The sequence below is a fragment of the Klebsiella sp. GG_Kp146 genome, from assembly GCF_040061975.1.
GTDB classification, from domain to species: Bacteria; Pseudomonadota; Gammaproteobacteria; order Enterobacterales; family Enterobacteriaceae; genus Klebsiella; species Klebsiella quasipneumoniae.
In genome coordinates this window covers 1-15,466 of record NZ_JBEAHA010000022.1, presented here as the reverse complement: position 1 = coordinate 15,466, position 15,466 = coordinate 1, and the positions used below count along the sequence as shown (strand labels likewise).

At 61.9% G+C, this 15,466-nt stretch carries 17 protein-coding genes; 4 read left to right on the top strand and 13 right to left on the bottom strand.

Features of this window, described 5'->3' with window-relative positions:
• Positions 1–76: 76 nt before the first annotated feature.
• The 3 genes from azoR (at position 77) to nadS (ending at position 1,544) form a co-directional block, all read left to right on the top strand.
• Positions 77–682, top strand: coding sequence for an FMN-dependent NADH-azoreductase (gene azoR, locus ABLU95_RS20055; protein WP_002902889.1), 606 nt, complete (start codon positions 77–79; stop codon positions 680–682).
• A 243-nt stretch (positions 683–925) separates the two neighbouring features.
• Positions 926–1,258 (top strand): type II toxin-antitoxin system RelE/ParE family toxin, encoded by a 333-nt coding sequence (locus tag ABLU95_RS20050; protein WP_008805112.1) that lies wholly within the window; start codon positions 926–928, stop codon positions 1,256–1,258.
• A gap of 1 nt (position 1,259) precedes the next feature.
• Positions 1,260–1,544 (top strand): NadS family protein, encoded by a 285-nt coding sequence (gene nadS / locus ABLU95_RS20045; RefSeq protein WP_032452658.1) that lies wholly within the window; start codon positions 1,260–1,262, stop codon positions 1,542–1,544.
• A 32-nt stretch (positions 1,545–1,576) separates the two neighbouring features.
• On the opposite strand, the gene paaY is transcribed toward nadS, so the two are convergent.
• From paaY to paaA, 13 genes are all read right to left on the bottom strand, one after another.
• The gene (gene paaY / locus ABLU95_RS20040; protein ID WP_032452657.1) at positions 1,577–2,173 is read right to left on the bottom strand and encodes a phenylacetic acid degradation protein PaaY; all 597 of its coding nucleotides are present in this window, start codon (positions 2,171–2,173) and stop codon (positions 1,577–1,579) included.
• Between the two features lie 9 nt (positions 2,174–2,182).
• Positions 2,183–3,109: a phenylacetic acid degradation operon negative regulatory protein PaaX gene (gene paaX, locus ABLU95_RS20035; protein WP_072199087.1), complete on the bottom strand. Its 927-nt coding sequence runs from the start codon at positions 3,107–3,109 to the stop codon at positions 2,183–2,185.
• Between the two features lie 99 nt (positions 3,110–3,208).
• Positions 3,209–4,525, bottom strand: a complete 1,317-nt coding sequence (paaK, locus tag ABLU95_RS20030) for a phenylacetate--CoA ligase PaaK (protein ID WP_023289460.1) — start codon at positions 4,523–4,525, stop codon at positions 3,209–3,211.
• A 26-nt stretch (positions 4,526–4,551) separates the two neighbouring features.
• Positions 4,552–5,757 (bottom strand): 3-oxoadipyl-CoA thiolase, encoded by a 1,206-nt coding sequence (gene pcaF, locus ABLU95_RS20025; protein ID WP_348880294.1) that lies wholly within the window; start codon positions 5,755–5,757, stop codon positions 4,552–4,554.
• On the bottom strand, positions 5,757–6,179 hold the full coding sequence (gene paaI / locus ABLU95_RS20020) for a hydroxyphenylacetyl-CoA thioesterase PaaI (RefSeq protein ID WP_023289458.1): 423 nt from the start codon (positions 6,177–6,179) through the stop codon (positions 5,757–5,759). Before paaI ends, pcaF begins: the two co-directional genes overlap by 1 nt.
• A complete protein-coding gene (locus ABLU95_RS20015) occupies positions 6,169–7,593 on the bottom strand; it encodes a 3-hydroxyacyl-CoA dehydrogenase (protein ID WP_348880292.1) in 1,425 nt (474 codons plus the stop codon). The genes paaI and ABLU95_RS20015 overlap by 11 nt, the downstream gene beginning before the upstream one ends.
• Complete coding sequence (gene paaG / locus ABLU95_RS20010) at positions 7,594–8,382, bottom strand: 2-(1,2-epoxy-1,2-dihydrophenyl)acetyl-CoA isomerase PaaG (RefSeq protein ID WP_348880291.1); 789 nt, start codon at positions 8,380–8,382, stop codon at positions 7,594–7,596. It lies immediately after the preceding gene.
• Between the two features lie 2 nt (positions 8,383–8,384).
• A complete protein-coding gene (gene paaF / locus ABLU95_RS20005; RefSeq protein WP_086075393.1) occupies positions 8,385–9,152 on the bottom strand; it encodes a 2,3-dehydroadipyl-CoA hydratase PaaF in 768 nt (255 codons plus the stop codon).
• Positions 9,149–10,219 (bottom strand): 1,2-phenylacetyl-CoA epoxidase subunit PaaE, encoded by a 1,071-nt coding sequence (gene paaE / locus ABLU95_RS20000; RefSeq protein WP_241516101.1) that lies wholly within the window; start codon positions 10,217–10,219, stop codon positions 9,149–9,151. The genes paaF and paaE overlap by 4 nt, the downstream gene beginning before the upstream one ends.
• Positions 10,220–10,226: 7 nt before the next feature.
• Positions 10,227–10,724 (bottom strand): 1,2-phenylacetyl-CoA epoxidase subunit PaaD, encoded by a 498-nt coding sequence (gene paaD / locus ABLU95_RS19995; RefSeq protein ID WP_023289453.1) that lies wholly within the window; start codon positions 10,722–10,724, stop codon positions 10,227–10,229.
• An 11-nt stretch (positions 10,725–10,735) separates the two neighbouring features.
• Positions 10,736–11,491, bottom strand: a complete 756-nt coding sequence (gene paaC, locus ABLU95_RS19990) for a 1,2-phenylacetyl-CoA epoxidase subunit PaaC (RefSeq protein WP_348880288.1) — start codon at positions 11,489–11,491, stop codon at positions 10,736–10,738.
• A 7-nt stretch (positions 11,492–11,498) separates the two neighbouring features.
• On the bottom strand, positions 11,499–11,786 hold the full coding sequence (gene paaB / locus ABLU95_RS19985) for a 1,2-phenylacetyl-CoA epoxidase subunit PaaB (protein ID WP_023289451.1): 288 nt from the start codon (positions 11,784–11,786) through the stop codon (positions 11,499–11,501).
• 11 nt (positions 11,787–11,797) lie between these two features.
• Entirely contained in the window at positions 11,798–12,727 is a 930-nt protein-coding gene (gene paaA, locus ABLU95_RS19980; protein ID WP_218810132.1) for a 1,2-phenylacetyl-CoA epoxidase subunit PaaA, read from the bottom strand.
• A 286-nt stretch (positions 12,728–13,013) separates the two neighbouring features.
• Between paaA and paaZ the strand changes: the two genes are divergently transcribed.
• Positions 13,014–15,059: a phenylacetic acid degradation bifunctional protein PaaZ gene (gene paaZ, locus ABLU95_RS19975; protein WP_050534148.1), complete on the top strand. Its 2,046-nt coding sequence runs from the start codon at positions 13,014–13,016 to the stop codon at positions 15,057–15,059.
• Positions 15,060–15,466: the final 407 nt, after the last annotated feature.

Sequence of the window (15,466 nt, the reverse complement as noted above, 5' to 3'; positions counted from 1 at the left end):
GTGGCGCGATTGTGAATACAGTGTCATCAAGCACCAGGGCACTGACCCGTCAATCACATTAAAAAAGGAAACACCCATGAGCAAAGTATTAGTTCTGAAATCCAGTATTCTGGCAGGGTACTCACAATCTGGTCAGCTTTCCGACTATTTTGTTGAACAATGGCAGGAAAAACACCCGGGCGACGAGATCACCGTGCGTGACCTGGCCGCTAATCCGATCCCGGTTCTGGATGGTGAACTGGTTGGCGCCCTGCGTCCGAGCGACGCGCCGCTGACGCCGCGTCAGCAGGAAGCGCTGGCCCTTTCCGACGAGCTGATCGCCGAACTGAAAGGCAATGATGTGATTGTTATCGCTGCGCCGATGTACAACTTCAACATTCCGACGCAGTTGAAAAACTATTTTGACCTGGTGGCTCGCGCCGGCGTGACCTTCCGCTACACCGAAAAAGGGCCGGAAGGTCTGGTGACCGGTAAACGCGCGGTCGTCGTGACCAGCCGCGGCGGTATCCATAAAGATACCCCGACCGACCTGGTCACCCCGTACCTGTCCACCTTCCTCGGCTTTATCGGCATCACCGACGTGAACTTCGTGTTCGCCGAAGGTATCGCTTACGGCCCGGAAGTCGCGGCCAAAGCGCAGTCTGACGCGAAAGCGGCCATCGACAGCGTGGTTGCAGCCTAATATTTCCACTCCCGCCGCCCGGTGGGAGTGTTTTTTCCCCCTCGCCCATCGCCCTTTTACGAGCCGCCTCGTAAATTCACACATCATTCCAACGCCTTAAGCCACCAGTCTGTACCATGGCTGTCGCCGCGCGAATCTGGCTCACTCCCGGTCGCTGACGGCAACCGTTGTCATGGTCAAAAACAGGAGTGCGTACTATGTACACTCGATGGTGTACATGGTACCTTAGCAAGGAGCGTTTTCGTGTGTCATGCCATTGAATTTATCGAAACGTCGCTATTTACCCGCCAGATAAAACAGCTGGCCAGCGATGAAGATCTGAGGGCACTGCAGAGGCAACTCATAGGCAATCCGGATTTCGGCGATCTTATCCAGGATACCGGCGGGTTACGGAAAATAAGAATGGCGACAGGCTCACAGGGAAAAAGCGGCGGCGTGCGGGTGATTTATTTTCTGGCAACCCGCGAGATTATCTATCTCGTCTTAGCCTACCCGAAGCACACCAAAGAGAGCCTGAGCGCAGCGGAAAAAAACGAACTCAGGAAACTGACCCGGCGACTAAAAAATGAGGTTTGAAATGGGTTACTTCGACGAGCTTAAAGCGTCCCTGGAAGAGGCTGTTGAGATCAAAGACGGCTACAAGGCCCCAGCCCGAGCGACGCGTTATGAAGTTGCTGATGTGAAAGCCATCCGCACGCAGCTTAATGTTTCGCAGGCGGAAATGGCAAAAGCGCTGGGTACCAGCGTGGATACTATCAAAAGTTGGGAGTCCAGGCGGCGCAACCCGACAGGCCTGGCAGCAAAAGTACTGGCGGTTATCCAGGCCAACCCGGCGTTCTTTCGCGAACTGGCTGAGCACTAATCCACTGAGCCCCTCCGGGTTGCCCTGGAAAGTTAGCGCTGCGTTTTTGGCCGCAGGTTTTCATCAAACTCCAGCCGCTTACGCCCCTCTTCCACTTCCCGTAATGGCTCAACCTGATGCAGCGTCTGCTTACAGCGTTCCACCAGCACCTGGTATTCACGGGTGCCATGCTTTTTCCACGCCAGCTCCTGTTCGCTCAGGACGCGAATCGCTTTTGCCGGGCTGCCGATGATCAGATGGTTAGCGGGCATCTCGGCGTTGGCTTTGACAAAGGCCGAGGCGCCGACAATGCTGTTTTCGCCGATGGTCGCCCCGTCGATAATCACCGCGCTCATCCCCACCAGCGCGTTGCGGCCAATCACGCAGCCGTGCAGAATAGCGCCGTGGCCGATATGTCCGTCCTCTTCCACCACCGTATCCTGGCCGGGGAAGCCGTGCATCACGCAGTTGTCCTGAATATTGGCCCCGTCTTTGACCACGATGCGGCCAAAATCGCCGCGCAGGCTGGCGTTGGGCCCAACATAGACCCCTTTGCCGAGGATCACGTCGCCAATCAACACCGCGGTCGGGTGGACGTAACTCTCCTCCGGCACCACCGGGGTCAGTCCATCAATCTGATAAATCGGCATGCAACCTCCTTATGCGCCCGGCAAACCGCCAAAGCGCTGATAATAGAGCGGGCCCGGCGCGGGAAGCTCGCCGACCGAGCTTTCACCTTTCTCGCTGACGAACGCCAGCGCGCCGGGACTCACCCGTTGGTAAATATTGATACACAGCTGGCGGGCGGTTTGCCCCGCCCAGTGCGCCGGCAGCAGCTCTTCCGGCAGCAGCGGATCTTTGAGCACCACCCGGCGATAGAAATGAATCAGCAGGAGCTGGATCTGAAAGCTGCGTTCCGGCGTTAACTCCGCGGGGTCGCAGTCGCGCAGCAGCGGTAGTAACGGCCGGAATAACGAGATAAAGGCCTCATACATCTCGTTTTGTTCGGTGAGATGCCAGCACTCCTCCACCCGGCTGCGCAGCGCCGCCCGGGAGAGCGCCAGCGGCGAGTGGGCTTCAAAACAGATGACGTTTTCGGCGACCCCCGCTTCATGGAGCAGCGACTGGACATCCGCCAGCTTTTGCGACGGCGAGGCTAACAGGCTCGGCGCCAGCGCGCCAAACCCCTGCCACAGCAGCTGCTTTTTGACGTCGGCCAGCACATTTTTCTCCAGGCCTTCCGAAAGCAGCAGCAGCCAGGTGCCGTCCCATTCCGGAGCGTTCGCGCGATAAATTTTATGTTCCGCGCGTCGGGTCAGGCGCAGCCCTTTGTCGCTCAGACGATAGAAGCTGCGGCGGCCGATACGGACGACATCGAGCCACTCCTCTTTATTGAGGCGAAACAGCGCGGTGCGGACGAAACGCTCGCCGAAGCCTAATCCTTCCAGCAGCGCCGCGACGCTGCCCAGCCACACTTCCCCACCGCGTTGTAATAAGGCGTCGCCATACAGCGAGGCGATTAATGACGTGCCGCTGATCGGCGTCGCCGTCACCGCTTGTTGAATAAAGGCGTCGAGTTTACTCATCTGATTCATTCTGTTGTTATATTTTTCCTTTATGAATCATAGCACAGGAAATTCCCGGCCTACGGCGTAAAGGCCTCAGCCGGGTTATCTGGGAGAGAATTAACCGCTGACCACCGCTTTACGCAGGTCGAATACGCGACAGGCTTTGCCTTCAGAGCGCGGAATGCTGCCGCAGTTGACGATGGTGATATCGGTGGAGATCCCGACCATCGACTTAATGCGGTGGCGCAGCTGGTGACAAATCTGGCAGCGCTGCTCGTGACTCAGGGCCAGCCCGCTCTCTTTCAGCTCCACGCGCACCGCCAGCGAATCGAGATGGCCGCGGCGATTCACCTCCAGCTGGTAGTGCGGCGCCAGGTGTTCAAACTTAAGGATCTCTTCTTCCAGCTGCGACGGGAAGACGTTAACCCCGCGGATGATCAGCATATCGTCGCTGCGTCCGCTGATGCGGTCCATACGGCGCATGGTGCGCGCGGTGCCCGGCAGCAGGCGCGTCAGATCGCGGGTACGATAGCGGATCACCGGCAGCGCCTCTTTGGTCAGCGTGGTGAACAGCAGTTCGCCGTGTTCGCCATCGGCCAGCGGCGTGCCGTCGTCCGGGTTAACGATTTCCGGGAAGAAGTGGTCTTCCCAGATGGTCGGGCCGTCAACGGTTTCCAGACACTCCATCGCCACCCCCGGGCCCATCACCTCTGACAGACCGTAAATATCCAGGGCGGTGATCCCCAGCCGGCGCTCGATCTCCGCGCGCATCGCCAGGGTCCACGGCTCGGCGCCAAAGACGCCGACGCGTAATGAACAGCCGCGGGCATCGCCGGCCATCTGGCGCTCCAGCTCTTCAATCAGATTCAGACAGTATGAGGGCGTCACCATGATCATATCCGGCTGGAAATCGCGGATCAGCTGCGCCTGTTTTTCGGTCTGTCCGCCGGACATCGGGATCACCGTCGCGCCTAAGCGTTCCGCGCCGTAGTGCGCGCCAAGGCCGCCGGTAAACAGGCCGTAGCCGTAGGCGACGTGAATTTTATCTTTCGCCGTGCCGCCGGCGGCGCGCAGCGAACGAGCGACGATATTGGCCCAGTTATCAATATCGTTTTGCGTATAACCCACCACCGTCGGTTTGCCGGTGGTGCCAGATGAGGCATGAATGCGCACCACCTGCTCCATCGGCACCGCGAAGGTATCGAAGGGATAGTTGTCGCGCAGATCCTGTTTGGTGGTGCACGGGAATTTGGTCAGGTCGCTCAGTTCGCGGAAGTCGTCAGGGTGCACGCCTGCGGCGTCGAATTTACGACGATACATTGGCACATTGTTATACGCATGATTCAGCGTCCACTTCAGACGCTGGGTTTGCAGGGCCTGCAGCTCATCACGCGAGGCGGTTTCAATCGGATCTAATTTTGTAGTAGTTATCATTGTAGGGTACTCGCAGGTAAATTAGCTCACACTCGCTCGAGGATCATGGCGATGCCCTGACCCACGCCAATACACATCGTACACAACGCATAGCGCCCGCCGCGGCGCTGCAGCTCAAGGCTGGCGGTCAGCGCCAGACGCACGCCGCTCATGCCCAGCGGATGGCCTAAAGCGATGGCGCCGCCGTTGGGATTCACATGCGCCGCATCGTCCGGCACGCCGAGCTGTCTGAGCACCCCCAGCGCCTGGGCGGCGAAGGCCTCATTCAGCTCAATCAGATCCATATCGTTAATATTGAGCCCCGCCCGCTCCAGCACTTTACGCACCGCCGGTACCGGCCCCAGTCCCATCAGGCGCGGCTCGACGCCCGCCGTCGCCATCGCCACGATCCGCGCCCGCGGCGTGAGCCCCTGGCTAGCGGCCTGCTGTTCGCTGGCGATGATCAGCGCCGCGGCGCCGTCGTTGACGCCGGAAGCATTGCCCGCGGTAATGACGCCGCCTTGACGGAACGGCGCTTTCAGTTGCGCCAGCTGCTCAAGCGTGGTTTCCGGTCGCGGATGCTCGTCCTCGCGCACGTCGCTAAGCGCCCCTTTACGGCCGACAACCTGCACCGGCACGATCTCCTGCGCCAGAATGCCGTCGCGCTGGGCCTGCGCCGTGCGCTGCTGGCTGCGCCAGGCGAAAGCATCCTGATCGGCGCGGCTGATATTTAACAATTCGGCTACATTCTCGGCGGTTTCCGGCATGCTGTCAGTTCCGAAGTGTTGCGCCATGAGCGGGTTCACAAAACGCCAGCCAATGGTGGTGTCGAACAGCTCCGCCTGACGCTGATACGGCGCGCTGGCCTTCCCCATCACAAACGGCGCGCGCGACATCGACTCCACGCCGCCGGCGATCAGCAGATCGGCATCGCCGGCTTTGATCGCCCGGGCGGCAAAACCGACGGCGTCCAGCCCGGAGCCGCACAGGCGGTTGAGGGTGGTACCCGGCACGGTGTGCGGGTAGCCGGCCAGCAGCGTCGCCATATGCGCCACATTACGGTTATCTTCGCCCGCCTGATTCGCGCAGCCGTAAATCACATCATCGATCGCGGTCGGGTCAAGCCGGGGGTTGCGGCTCAGCAGCGCACGCAGCGGGATCGCCGCCAGGTCGTCGGCGCGCACGCTGGCCAGCGCGCCGCCGTAGCGGCCAATCGGCGTGCGGATCCCGTCACAAATAAAGGCCTCGCGCATTACACTTCTCCTGTGATTGTGCCGCCGATGCGGTGCGATTTGCCGCGAAACAGGGCCACAATTTTTTGCTGTTGATTAACAATTTCAATGTCGTAGACCCCGGTCAGCTTGCCCTGCTGTTTGACTCTGGCGGTGGCGACCAGCCGGTCGCCGGCAAACGCCGGGCGGAGAAAATCAATGCTGGCCGCCGAAGCCACCGCCGCCAGCCCCTGGCTGTTACAGGCGTAGGCGAAAGCGGTATCGGCAAGGGTAAATAGCTGACCGCCGTGGCAGGTTTGATGGCCGTTAAGCATGTCCGGCGAGACGGTCATGGTCATCTGCGCAAAACCGTCGTCCATTTCGATGAGTTCGATCCCCATCGTTCTGGCGCAGGTATCTTTTTCATACATCGCGCGCGCGTTGCGCCAGGCGTCATTGCTCATGGTGCTTCTCCATCAGCGCCTTCTGGCGCAACAGGGAGCCGGGGCGATAGCGCTCCTCGCCATAATGGTGGTGCAGGTTCTCCAGCAGGCGCAGCACGCGGCGCCAGCCGAGGCTGTCCCCCCACGCCAGCGGGCCCTGCGGGTAGTTGACGCCCAGACGCATGGCGGTATCGATATCCTGTGCGCTGGCCACCCCTTTCTGTAGTGCATCCAGCGCTTCGTTAATCAGCATCGCCACCGTGCGCCACACCAGCAGGCCGGGATAATCGGCAATACGCAGCACGTTCTTGCCCTGCTGCTGGAAGTAGTGCACCGCTTTGTCCGTCGCCGCCGGCGCGTTGGTCGCCGCTGCGGCCAGCACCACCGTATCGCTGGCGCACAGGTCATACACCACTACCGGACGGCGATGCTTAACGCTCAGCGCCAGGGCAGTCTCGCCTTCGGTCTCCAGCAACAGCAGCTCGTCCAGCTCGGTGACGCTGTCACTTATAGTGATCACGGATTGGGCGCCATGGGCAACCGGCGGCAGCGCCGCCGCCGTCCTGACTTCCGCAGGCCAGCGATAGACGCCATGGCCGCTCTTTTTGCCCAGCCGCCCGGCCAGCGCCAGCTCTTGCTGGAGTAGCGATGGCAGGTAGCGGCGGTCCTGCCAGAAAGCGTTAAATACCGAGCAGGTCACGGCGAAGTTGACGTCCTGGCCAATCAGGTCCGTCAGCGCCAGGGGCCCCATCGGGAAACCGCCGCCGTCACGCAAAGCGGCATCGATAACCTCCGGGGCGGCCACCTGCTCCTCCAGCGCCCGCCAGGCTTCGGCGTAGAATGGACGCGCCACGCGATTAACGATAAAGCCGGGCGTCGAGCGGCAGCGCACCGGCCGCTTCCCCCAGCCGCCCACGCACTGGCACAGCTGCTCCACCACTTCCGCAGACGTCGCCAGGCCGCTGACGACCTCCACCAGCTTCATGACCGGCGCCGGATTAAAGAAGTGCAGCCCGGCGACGCGTTCGGGATGCTTCACTCCGGCGGCGATGGCGGTAATCGAAATCGACGAGGTGTTGCTGGTGAGCAACGTTGACGGCGCGCAGATCGCCGCCAGCTGCGCGAACAGCGCCGTTTTTACCTCCAGGCGTTCAGAGGCCGCTTCGATCACTAAATCTGCGTCGGCCAGCGCGGCTAAATCGTGGGCCGGATGCAGGCGTGCCAGCAGCGAGTCGGCCTGCTCTGACGCCAGTTTGCCGCGCTCGACCCGTGAGGCGAGCCGCCTGGCAATACCCTCTATCGCCCGGGCGATGGCCTGATGATCGATGTCGTAAATCAGCACCGGATGCCCGGCGGCAGCCGCCACTTCGGCGATGCCGGCCCCCATGGTGCCGCTGCCGATCACCGCCACGTTGGCTATGGATGTCGTCATCATCTATTTCCCGCTGAACTGTGGTGGCCGTTTGGCCAGAAATGCGCTGACCCCTTCGCGGTAATCATCGCTGCGCCCGGCGAGGCGTTGATAATCGCGCTCCAGGTCCAGCTGCGCGTCGAGACCGTTGGTTTCCGCCGCCAGCAGCGCTTTTTTAATCAGCCCAAGACCCAACGTCGGCTGAGCCGCCAGATGGCGCGCCAGCTGCAGACTGGTGTCCGCCAGTTCGGCATCATCCACCAGCTGCCAGATCATCCCCCACTGCGTGGCCTGTTCCGCGCTGAGGCTATCGCCCAGCAGCGCCAGCCCCATGGCGCGCGCGCGGCCGGCCACCCGCGGCAGGAACCAGCTGCCGCCGCAGTCCGGCACCAGCCCGAGCTTGCTGAAGGCCATCACAAACTTGGCCGAACGCGCGGCCAGCACGATATCGCAGCCCAGCGCCAGGGTGGCCCCTGCGCCAGCGGCTACGCCGTTGACCGCGCAAATCACCGGTTTCGGCAGCGCCGCCAGACGACGCACTAACGGGTTGTAAAAGCGTTCCACCGACAGGCCGAGATCCGGCGGCGGGCCGCTGGGGTCGACGTTGCGGTCGTTCAAATCCTGGCCGGCGCAAAAGCCGCGGCCGGCGCCGGTGATCAGCAGGCAACGCACGCCGTCGTCGCGCTCGGCCTGCTTCAGGCATTCCGCCAGCTGTTGATGCATCAGGTCGTTAAAACTGTTGAGGCGGTCCGGGCGATTGAGGGTAATGGTCATGACGCCCTGTTCCACTGCGCTGAGAATGAAAGCTTCCACGATTAGCGTCCTTTAAAGTCCGGGGTACGTTTTTGTAAGAAGGCGTCGATGCCTTCGCGGCGGTCTTCGGTGGCGCTCAGCAGGGTGAACAGCTGGCGCTCCTGCTGGAGACCGGCCTGCAGGCTCACCTCCTGCGACAGGCGCAGCGACTGTTTCGCCGCCCGGAGCGCCAGCGGCGCGTGGCGGGCGATGGTGGTCGCCAGTTGCAGGGCATATTCATCGGTTAACGCCGCCGGATGGATATCGCTTACCAGTCCGGCCTGCTGCGCCTGACGGGCGTCAATACTCTCGCCGCTCAGCACCATCCGGCTGGCCAGCGCCTTGCCAACGCTGCGGATCAGCCGCTGGGTGCCGCCAGCGCCCGGCATGATGCCGAGGGTAATTTCCGGCAGGCCAAAGCGGGCGTTGTCCCCGGCGACAATCAGGTCGCACAGCAGGGCCAGCTCGCAGCCCGCGCCGAGGGCGTAACCGTTGACCGAGGCGATCAGCGGTTTGGGGAAGGCATCGATACGCGCCCACAGCCGCGGGCGGATATCGTCCAGGGTCGCCGGGAGATCTTTCTCCGCCATCTCATTCAGGTCGGCCCCGGCGGCAAAGAAGCGCGGGTTACCGCTGATGACGCAGGCTCTGACGTGGTTATCAGCGGCCGCGGCCTCCAGCACCTCGGCAATCTGGGTTAATAAGGCATTGTTCAGCGCGTTGCGGGCCTGCGGACGGTTGAGCGTCAGCTGCAGCACCCGGCCATGGCGGTGGATCAGCAGCTCGCTCATGCCATCCCCCGCGCGTCAAAGTCGACCACCACGTCGCCGCTGGTGGGCAGCGCCTGGCAGCTCAGCACATAACCCGCCGCCAGCTCATCCGCTTCGAGGCTATAGTTGGCGGCCATCGCCACTTCGCCGCGCAGCACTTTGCATTTACAGGTGGCGCACACCCCGCCCTTGCAGGCAAACGGCAGGTCTGCCCCCTGGCGCAATGCGGCATCCAGAATGCTGTCGTCTTCGGCGCTGAGGGCGATCAGCCGATCGCGCCCGTCCTGGCGGATGGTTACCGTGCGCCCTTCCGCCTGCACCCCGGCGGCGCGCTTAACGCTGCCGCCCGGCGTATTGAAGCGTTCGAGATGAATGGCGTGCTCCGGCACGCCGAGCTCGCGCAGGGTCGTTTCCGCCTCATCCATCATCGTCGCCGGGCCGCAGATAAAGGCCTCGTCGAAACGGCTGAAATCCAGCAGATGGTCCGCGAGCTGGCGCAGTTTGTCGCCATCGATGCGCCCCTGCAGCAGATCGCTGTCCATCGACTCCTGGCTGAACAGATGCACCACCTGCAGGCGCTGCGGATAGCGGTCTTTTAAATCGGCCAGCGCCTGGCGGAACATCATGCTGTGGCTGCTGCGGTTGCCGTAGATCAGCGTGAAGCGGCTGTGCGGCTCGGTGGCCAGGGTGGCGCTAACGATCGCCATCATCGGCGTGATCCCGGAGCCGGCGGCGATCGCCAGATAGTCGCCCTGCCGTTCAGCCTGCGGCTGATAGCCGAAATGCCCCTGCGGCACCATTACCTCCAGCTCCATCCCCTGCTGGATAGCGTGCTGGGCGAAGCGCGAGAAGCGCCCGCCGTCGATGGCTTTGACCGCGACGCTGATCTCTCCCGGCGTAGGGCTGCGGCAGATGGAGTAACAGCGGCGCAGCTCTTCACCGCCCAGTCGGGCTTTCAGCGTCAGATGTTGGCCCGGACGAAAGCTGTACTCCGCCTGCAGGGCTTGCGGAATCGCAAACGTAATGGTCACCGCATCGCGGGTTTCCGGCTCGACTCTCGCGACCTTAAGCGCATGGAACGTCGTCATGGCAACCTCAAATACATTTAAAGTAATCAAAGGGTTCCCGGCAGCTGTCGCAGCGATAGAGCGCTTTGCAGGCCGTGGAACCGAATTCGCTAATCAGCGAGGTGCGGGTGCTGCCGCAGCGCGGACAGCTCACCTCGGCGGGCATTTCCGCGTGGCAGGCGTGCCCCTGCGGCGGGCTGATGCCGTACTGGCGCAGGCGCTCGCGGGCCTCCTGGCTCATCCAGTCGGTGGTCCACGGCGGGTCCAGCTGCAGGACGATGTGGACCGGCAGATAACCATGCTCGCTCATCACCGCGCGGATCTCGCTCAGCAGATGCTCCGTCGCCGGGCACCCTGAATAAGTCGGGGTAAAGCCAATCACCCAGCCGTCGCCGTGCCGCGCGACGCTGCGCACCATGCCGAGATCGGTGATGGTGAGTACCGGCACTTCCGGGTCCGGGATCGCGCTTAACACTCCCCAGATGGCGCGCACCTCGGCGGGAGCGATGTCATCTAAACGTTGCATCGTCCCCTCCCTTACCACTGCAGGCCGGGATGAGAACGCTGCAGATATTGCATCTCCGCCAGCAGCGGGCCGAGATGTTCACTGTGCAGCCCCTGTTTGCCGCCGCTGCGAAAGGCCGCTTCCTGCGGGACCGATAAGCCTGAGTCAAGCAGCGCGGTATGCACGGTGCTTTGCCATTCGGCCTGAAGCTCGCGCGGATCAACCGCAATGCCCTGCCCGGACAGGCTGAGCTCCAGGTCATCGGCAAGGAACAGTTCGCCGGTGAAGCGCCACAGATTGTCGACCGCCTGCTGCATTTTGCGAATTGAAACCTCGGTGCCGTGACCAAGACGCTCCAGCCAGCCGCGGCTGAAGCGCTGGTGGTAGCGCACCTCTTTCAGCCCTTTGGCGGCAATGGCCGCCAGCTGCGCGTCGCGGCTGTTCACCAGCCGGCTGTACAGGGCGACGTGCCAGACGTCGATAAAGAACTGGCGGGCGATGGTGTCGGCAAAATTGCCGTTCGGCTGCTCCACCAGCAGCAGGTTGCTGAACTGGCGCTCATCGCGGCCAAAGGCCAGGGTATCTTCGTCGCCGCAGCCGTTAAGCTCGGCGGCATAGCTCAAAAAGTTGCGCGCCTGGCCAAGCAGATCGAGGCCGATGTTGGCCAATGCGAGATCGATCTCCAGCTCCGGGGCATGGCCGCACCAGGCGCCTAAGCGCTGTGCCAGCACCAGGCCGTTGTCGCCAAGACGCAGAGCGTAGGCGGCTACAGGATTGGGGTTATTCATCGCCGCCTCACATGTGTTCCATGCCGTCCGGCACGGTATAGAAGGTCGGATGACGGTAGACTTTGCTTTCCGCCGGGTCGAAGAATTCGCCGCGCGCTTCCGGCTGCGAGGCGACGATTTCGCTGGCCTTCACCACCCAAATGGAGCAGCCTTCGCTGCGGCGGGTGTAGGCGTCGCGGGCGTTCTCCAGCGCCATTTGATCGTCGGCGGCATGCAGGCTGCCGACGTGACGATGGGAAAGCCCCTGTTTGCTGCGAACGAACACTTCATATAACGGCCAGTAAACTTTGCTCATGTTGTCTCTCCTTATGCCGCGCTGCGGGCCTGCTGTTTTTGCGCATGGGCCAGCGCGGCTTCGCGTACCCACTCGCCCTCTTCCCAGGCCTTACGCTTGGCGGCCAGCCGCTCGTGGTTGCACACGCCACGGCCGCTAATCACCTCGTTAAACTCCTGCCAGTCGATCTCGCCGAAGCGGTAGTGGCCGCTGGCTTCATCAAAGTGCAACTCCGGGTCCGGGACGGTCATGCCGAGGATCTCCACCTGCGGCACGGTGTTGTCGACGAAGCGTTGACGCAGCTCGTCGTTGGAGTGCAGTTTGATTTTCCACGTCATGCTGCGGGCGCTGTTCGGCGAGTTGTCGTCGTTGGGGCCAAACATCATCAGCGCCGGCCACCAGAAGCGGTTAATGGCGTCCTGCAGCATCTGCCGCTGGGCGTCATTACCCTGCGCCAGCGCCATGCAGGCTTCGAATCCCTGGCGCTGGTGAAAGCTCTCTTCTTTGCAGATTTTGACCATCGCCCGGGCATAGGGGCCGTAGGACGTCCGGCACAGCGCCACCTGGTTGACGATGGCCGCGCCATCGACCAGCCAGCCGATCACGCCGATATCGGCCCAGCTCAGCGTCGGGTAGTTAAAAATGGAGGAGTATTTCATCTGCCCGTCGAGCATCTTCTGATACAGATCTTCCCGCGCGCAGCCAAGAGTTTCCGCGGCGCTATAGAGATACAGCCCGTGGCCGGCCTCATCCTGCACTTTAGCCAGCAGGATCGCTTTGCGGCGCAGAGTGGGCGCCCGGGTGATCCAGTTGCCTTCCGGCAGCATGCCGACGATTTCCGAGTGCGCATGCTGACCAATCTGACGGATCAGGGTTTTACGATAGGCATCCGGCATCCAGTCCTGCGGTTCGATGGCCGTTTCCTGCGCGATGCGCTGGTCAAAGCGTTGTTCTTCTGTCACGTCATCACCTTTATGATTCCGATATTCACATCATAATCGTTTATGTGAATCACTTTGTTTATTGAAGGTTACATATTGGTTAAAGAAAACCACAAATTTTGTTTGCTCTTTTTGTGATAACCTCCGCAAAACCTTTTGTAAACCACAACAAATACAGTTAATTAGGCCGAAAACATAACGTCATCGCGATCACAATGTTAATAATTTATTAAATACGAGCTTGCATTTTATGATTCATAAAAGAACTATTTATAGACATTACACGTAACATGTTTGGAGATTCGCGATGCAGCAGTTAGCCAGCTACTTATCCGGCGCCTGGCAGACCGGCCGGGGCCGCGCCCGTACTATCCATCACGCCATCACCGGCGCGGCGCTGTGGGAGGTGACCAGCGAAGGCCTGGATATGGCGCAGGCGCGCCGCTTCGCAATTGAGCGCGGCGGTCAGGCTCTGCAAGCCATGACCTTTATTGAACGCAGCGCGATGTTAAAAGCGGTAGCGAAACATCTGCTGGAGCAGAAAGACCAGTTCTACGCGATTTCCGCGCAAACCGGCGCCACCCGCGCCGACAGCTGGGTGGATATCGAAGGCGGCATCGGCACCCTTTTCACCTATGCCGGGCTCGGTAGTCGCGAACTGCCGGACGATATCCTGTGGCCGGAAGACGAGCTGATCCCGCTCTCTAAACAGGGCGGTTTTGCCGCGCGTCACGTGCTGACCTCGAAATCAGGCGTCGCTGTGCATATCAACGCCTTCAACTTCCCCTGCTGGGGAATGCTGGAAAAACTGGCCCCCACCTGGCTGGCCGGCATGCCGGCGATCGTTAAACCGGCCACCGCCACCGCCCAGCTCACCCAGGCCATGGTGAAGGCGATTGTCGACAGCGGCCTGGTGCCGGAAGGCGCCATCAGCCTGATTTGCGGCGGCGCGGGCGATCTGCTCGACCATCTCGACAGCCAGGACGTGGTGACCTTTACCGGCTCAGCCGCCACCGGCCAGCAGCTGCGGTCGCACCCCAACCTGGTGGCCAAATCGATTCCCTTTACCATGGAAGCGGATTCGCTCAACTGCTGTGTGTTAGGCGAAGACGTCACGCCGGAGCAGCCGGAGTTCGCGCTGTTTATCCGGGAAGTGGTCCGCGAGATGACGGCGAAAGCCGGGCAAAAATGTACCGCTATCCGCCGCATCATCGTCCCGTTGGCGCAGATCAATGCGGTTAGCGATGCCCTGATCGCCCGCCTGCATAAAGTGACCGTCGGCGACCCGGCGCAGGAAGGGATTAAGATGGGGGCGCTGGTTAATCACGAGCAGCGTCAGGACGTTCAGGAGAGCGTCAATAAACTGATTGCCGCCGGCTGCGAAGCGCTGCTTGGCGGACAGGCGGACCTCAGCGCGGCCGGGGCCTTTTTCCCGCCGACGCTGCTCTACTGCGCGCAGCCGGATGAAACCCCGGCGGTTCACGCCATTGAAGCCTTTGGTCCGGTGGCGACCCTGATGCCCTACCAGGATCGCCAGCATGCCCTGGCGCTGGCTCGTGCCGGCGGCGGTAGCCTGGCGGGAACGCTGGTCACCGCCAGCGGCGAACTGGCGCGCGAGTTTATCCTCGGCGCCGCCCGCGCCCATGGCCGTATTCAGATACTGAACGAGGCATCCTCGGTCGAGTCAACCGGCCACGGTTCGCCGCTGCCGCAGCTGGTGCACGGCGGCCCCGGCCGCGCCGGCGGCGGCGAAGAGCTCGGCGGACTGCGTTCGGTGAAACACTATATGCAGCGCACCGCCGTCCAGGGCAGCCCGACGATGCTAGCGACCATTGGCCAGCAGTGGGTGCGCGGCGCCCAGGTGAGCGAAGACCGCATTCACCCGTTCCGCAAATATTTCGAAGAGATCCAGCCCGGCGACAGTTTGCTGACCCCGCGGCGGACCCTGACCGAAGCGGATATCGTTAACTTCGCCTGTCTGAGCGGCGACCATTTCTACGCCCACATGGACAAAATCGCCGCCGCCGACTCGATTTTCGGCGAGCGCGTGGTCCACGGTTATTTCCTGATCTCCGCGGCGGCCGGTCTGTTCGTCGATGCCGGCGTCGGGCCGGTTATCGCTAACTACGGCATGGAAAACCTGCGCTTTATTGAACCGGTCAAGCCGGGAGACACCATCCAGGTGCGTCTGACCTGTAAGCGGAAAACCGTTAAACGTCAGCGTAGCGCCGAGGAGAAAGCTACCGGCGTGGTGGAATGGGCGGTGGAGATTTTCAACCAGCACCAGCAGGCGGTGGCGCTGTATTCCATTCTGACCCTGGTGGCGCGCCAGCAGGGGGATTTCCCGGCGTAATGGCGGAATCTGTTGGCCGAACCTTGAGCCATTGAGACTGCAAGCGGTGTGCAACGGTTTCGCCGCGGGAAGTCCTTTATGTTATCTGCGGCTTCAGCGTAGTTTGCGCTCCCGGTTGGTCCTCTGCGTTATGTCTCTTACGGCGCAGGGTGCGCACAGAGGGCGGCCCGTCGCCGCCGCCCCCTGTCCCCCCGGGCTCCGGCCAGCCCCGGCAGTTTCAGTCGCGCAAGTGGGTCAATCAAAGACAGGTCGCACGAACCCTCCAGGCCGGGTAAAGCGCAGCCGCCAACCGGCACAAAATCGGCTCCGTGCCCGCTGTCCTTGCCCGGCGGCGCTGCGCTTGCGCGGGCCTACTGGCAGTCAGACCCGGACAGGTAGGCCGGGTAAGGCGCAGCCGCCACCCGGCA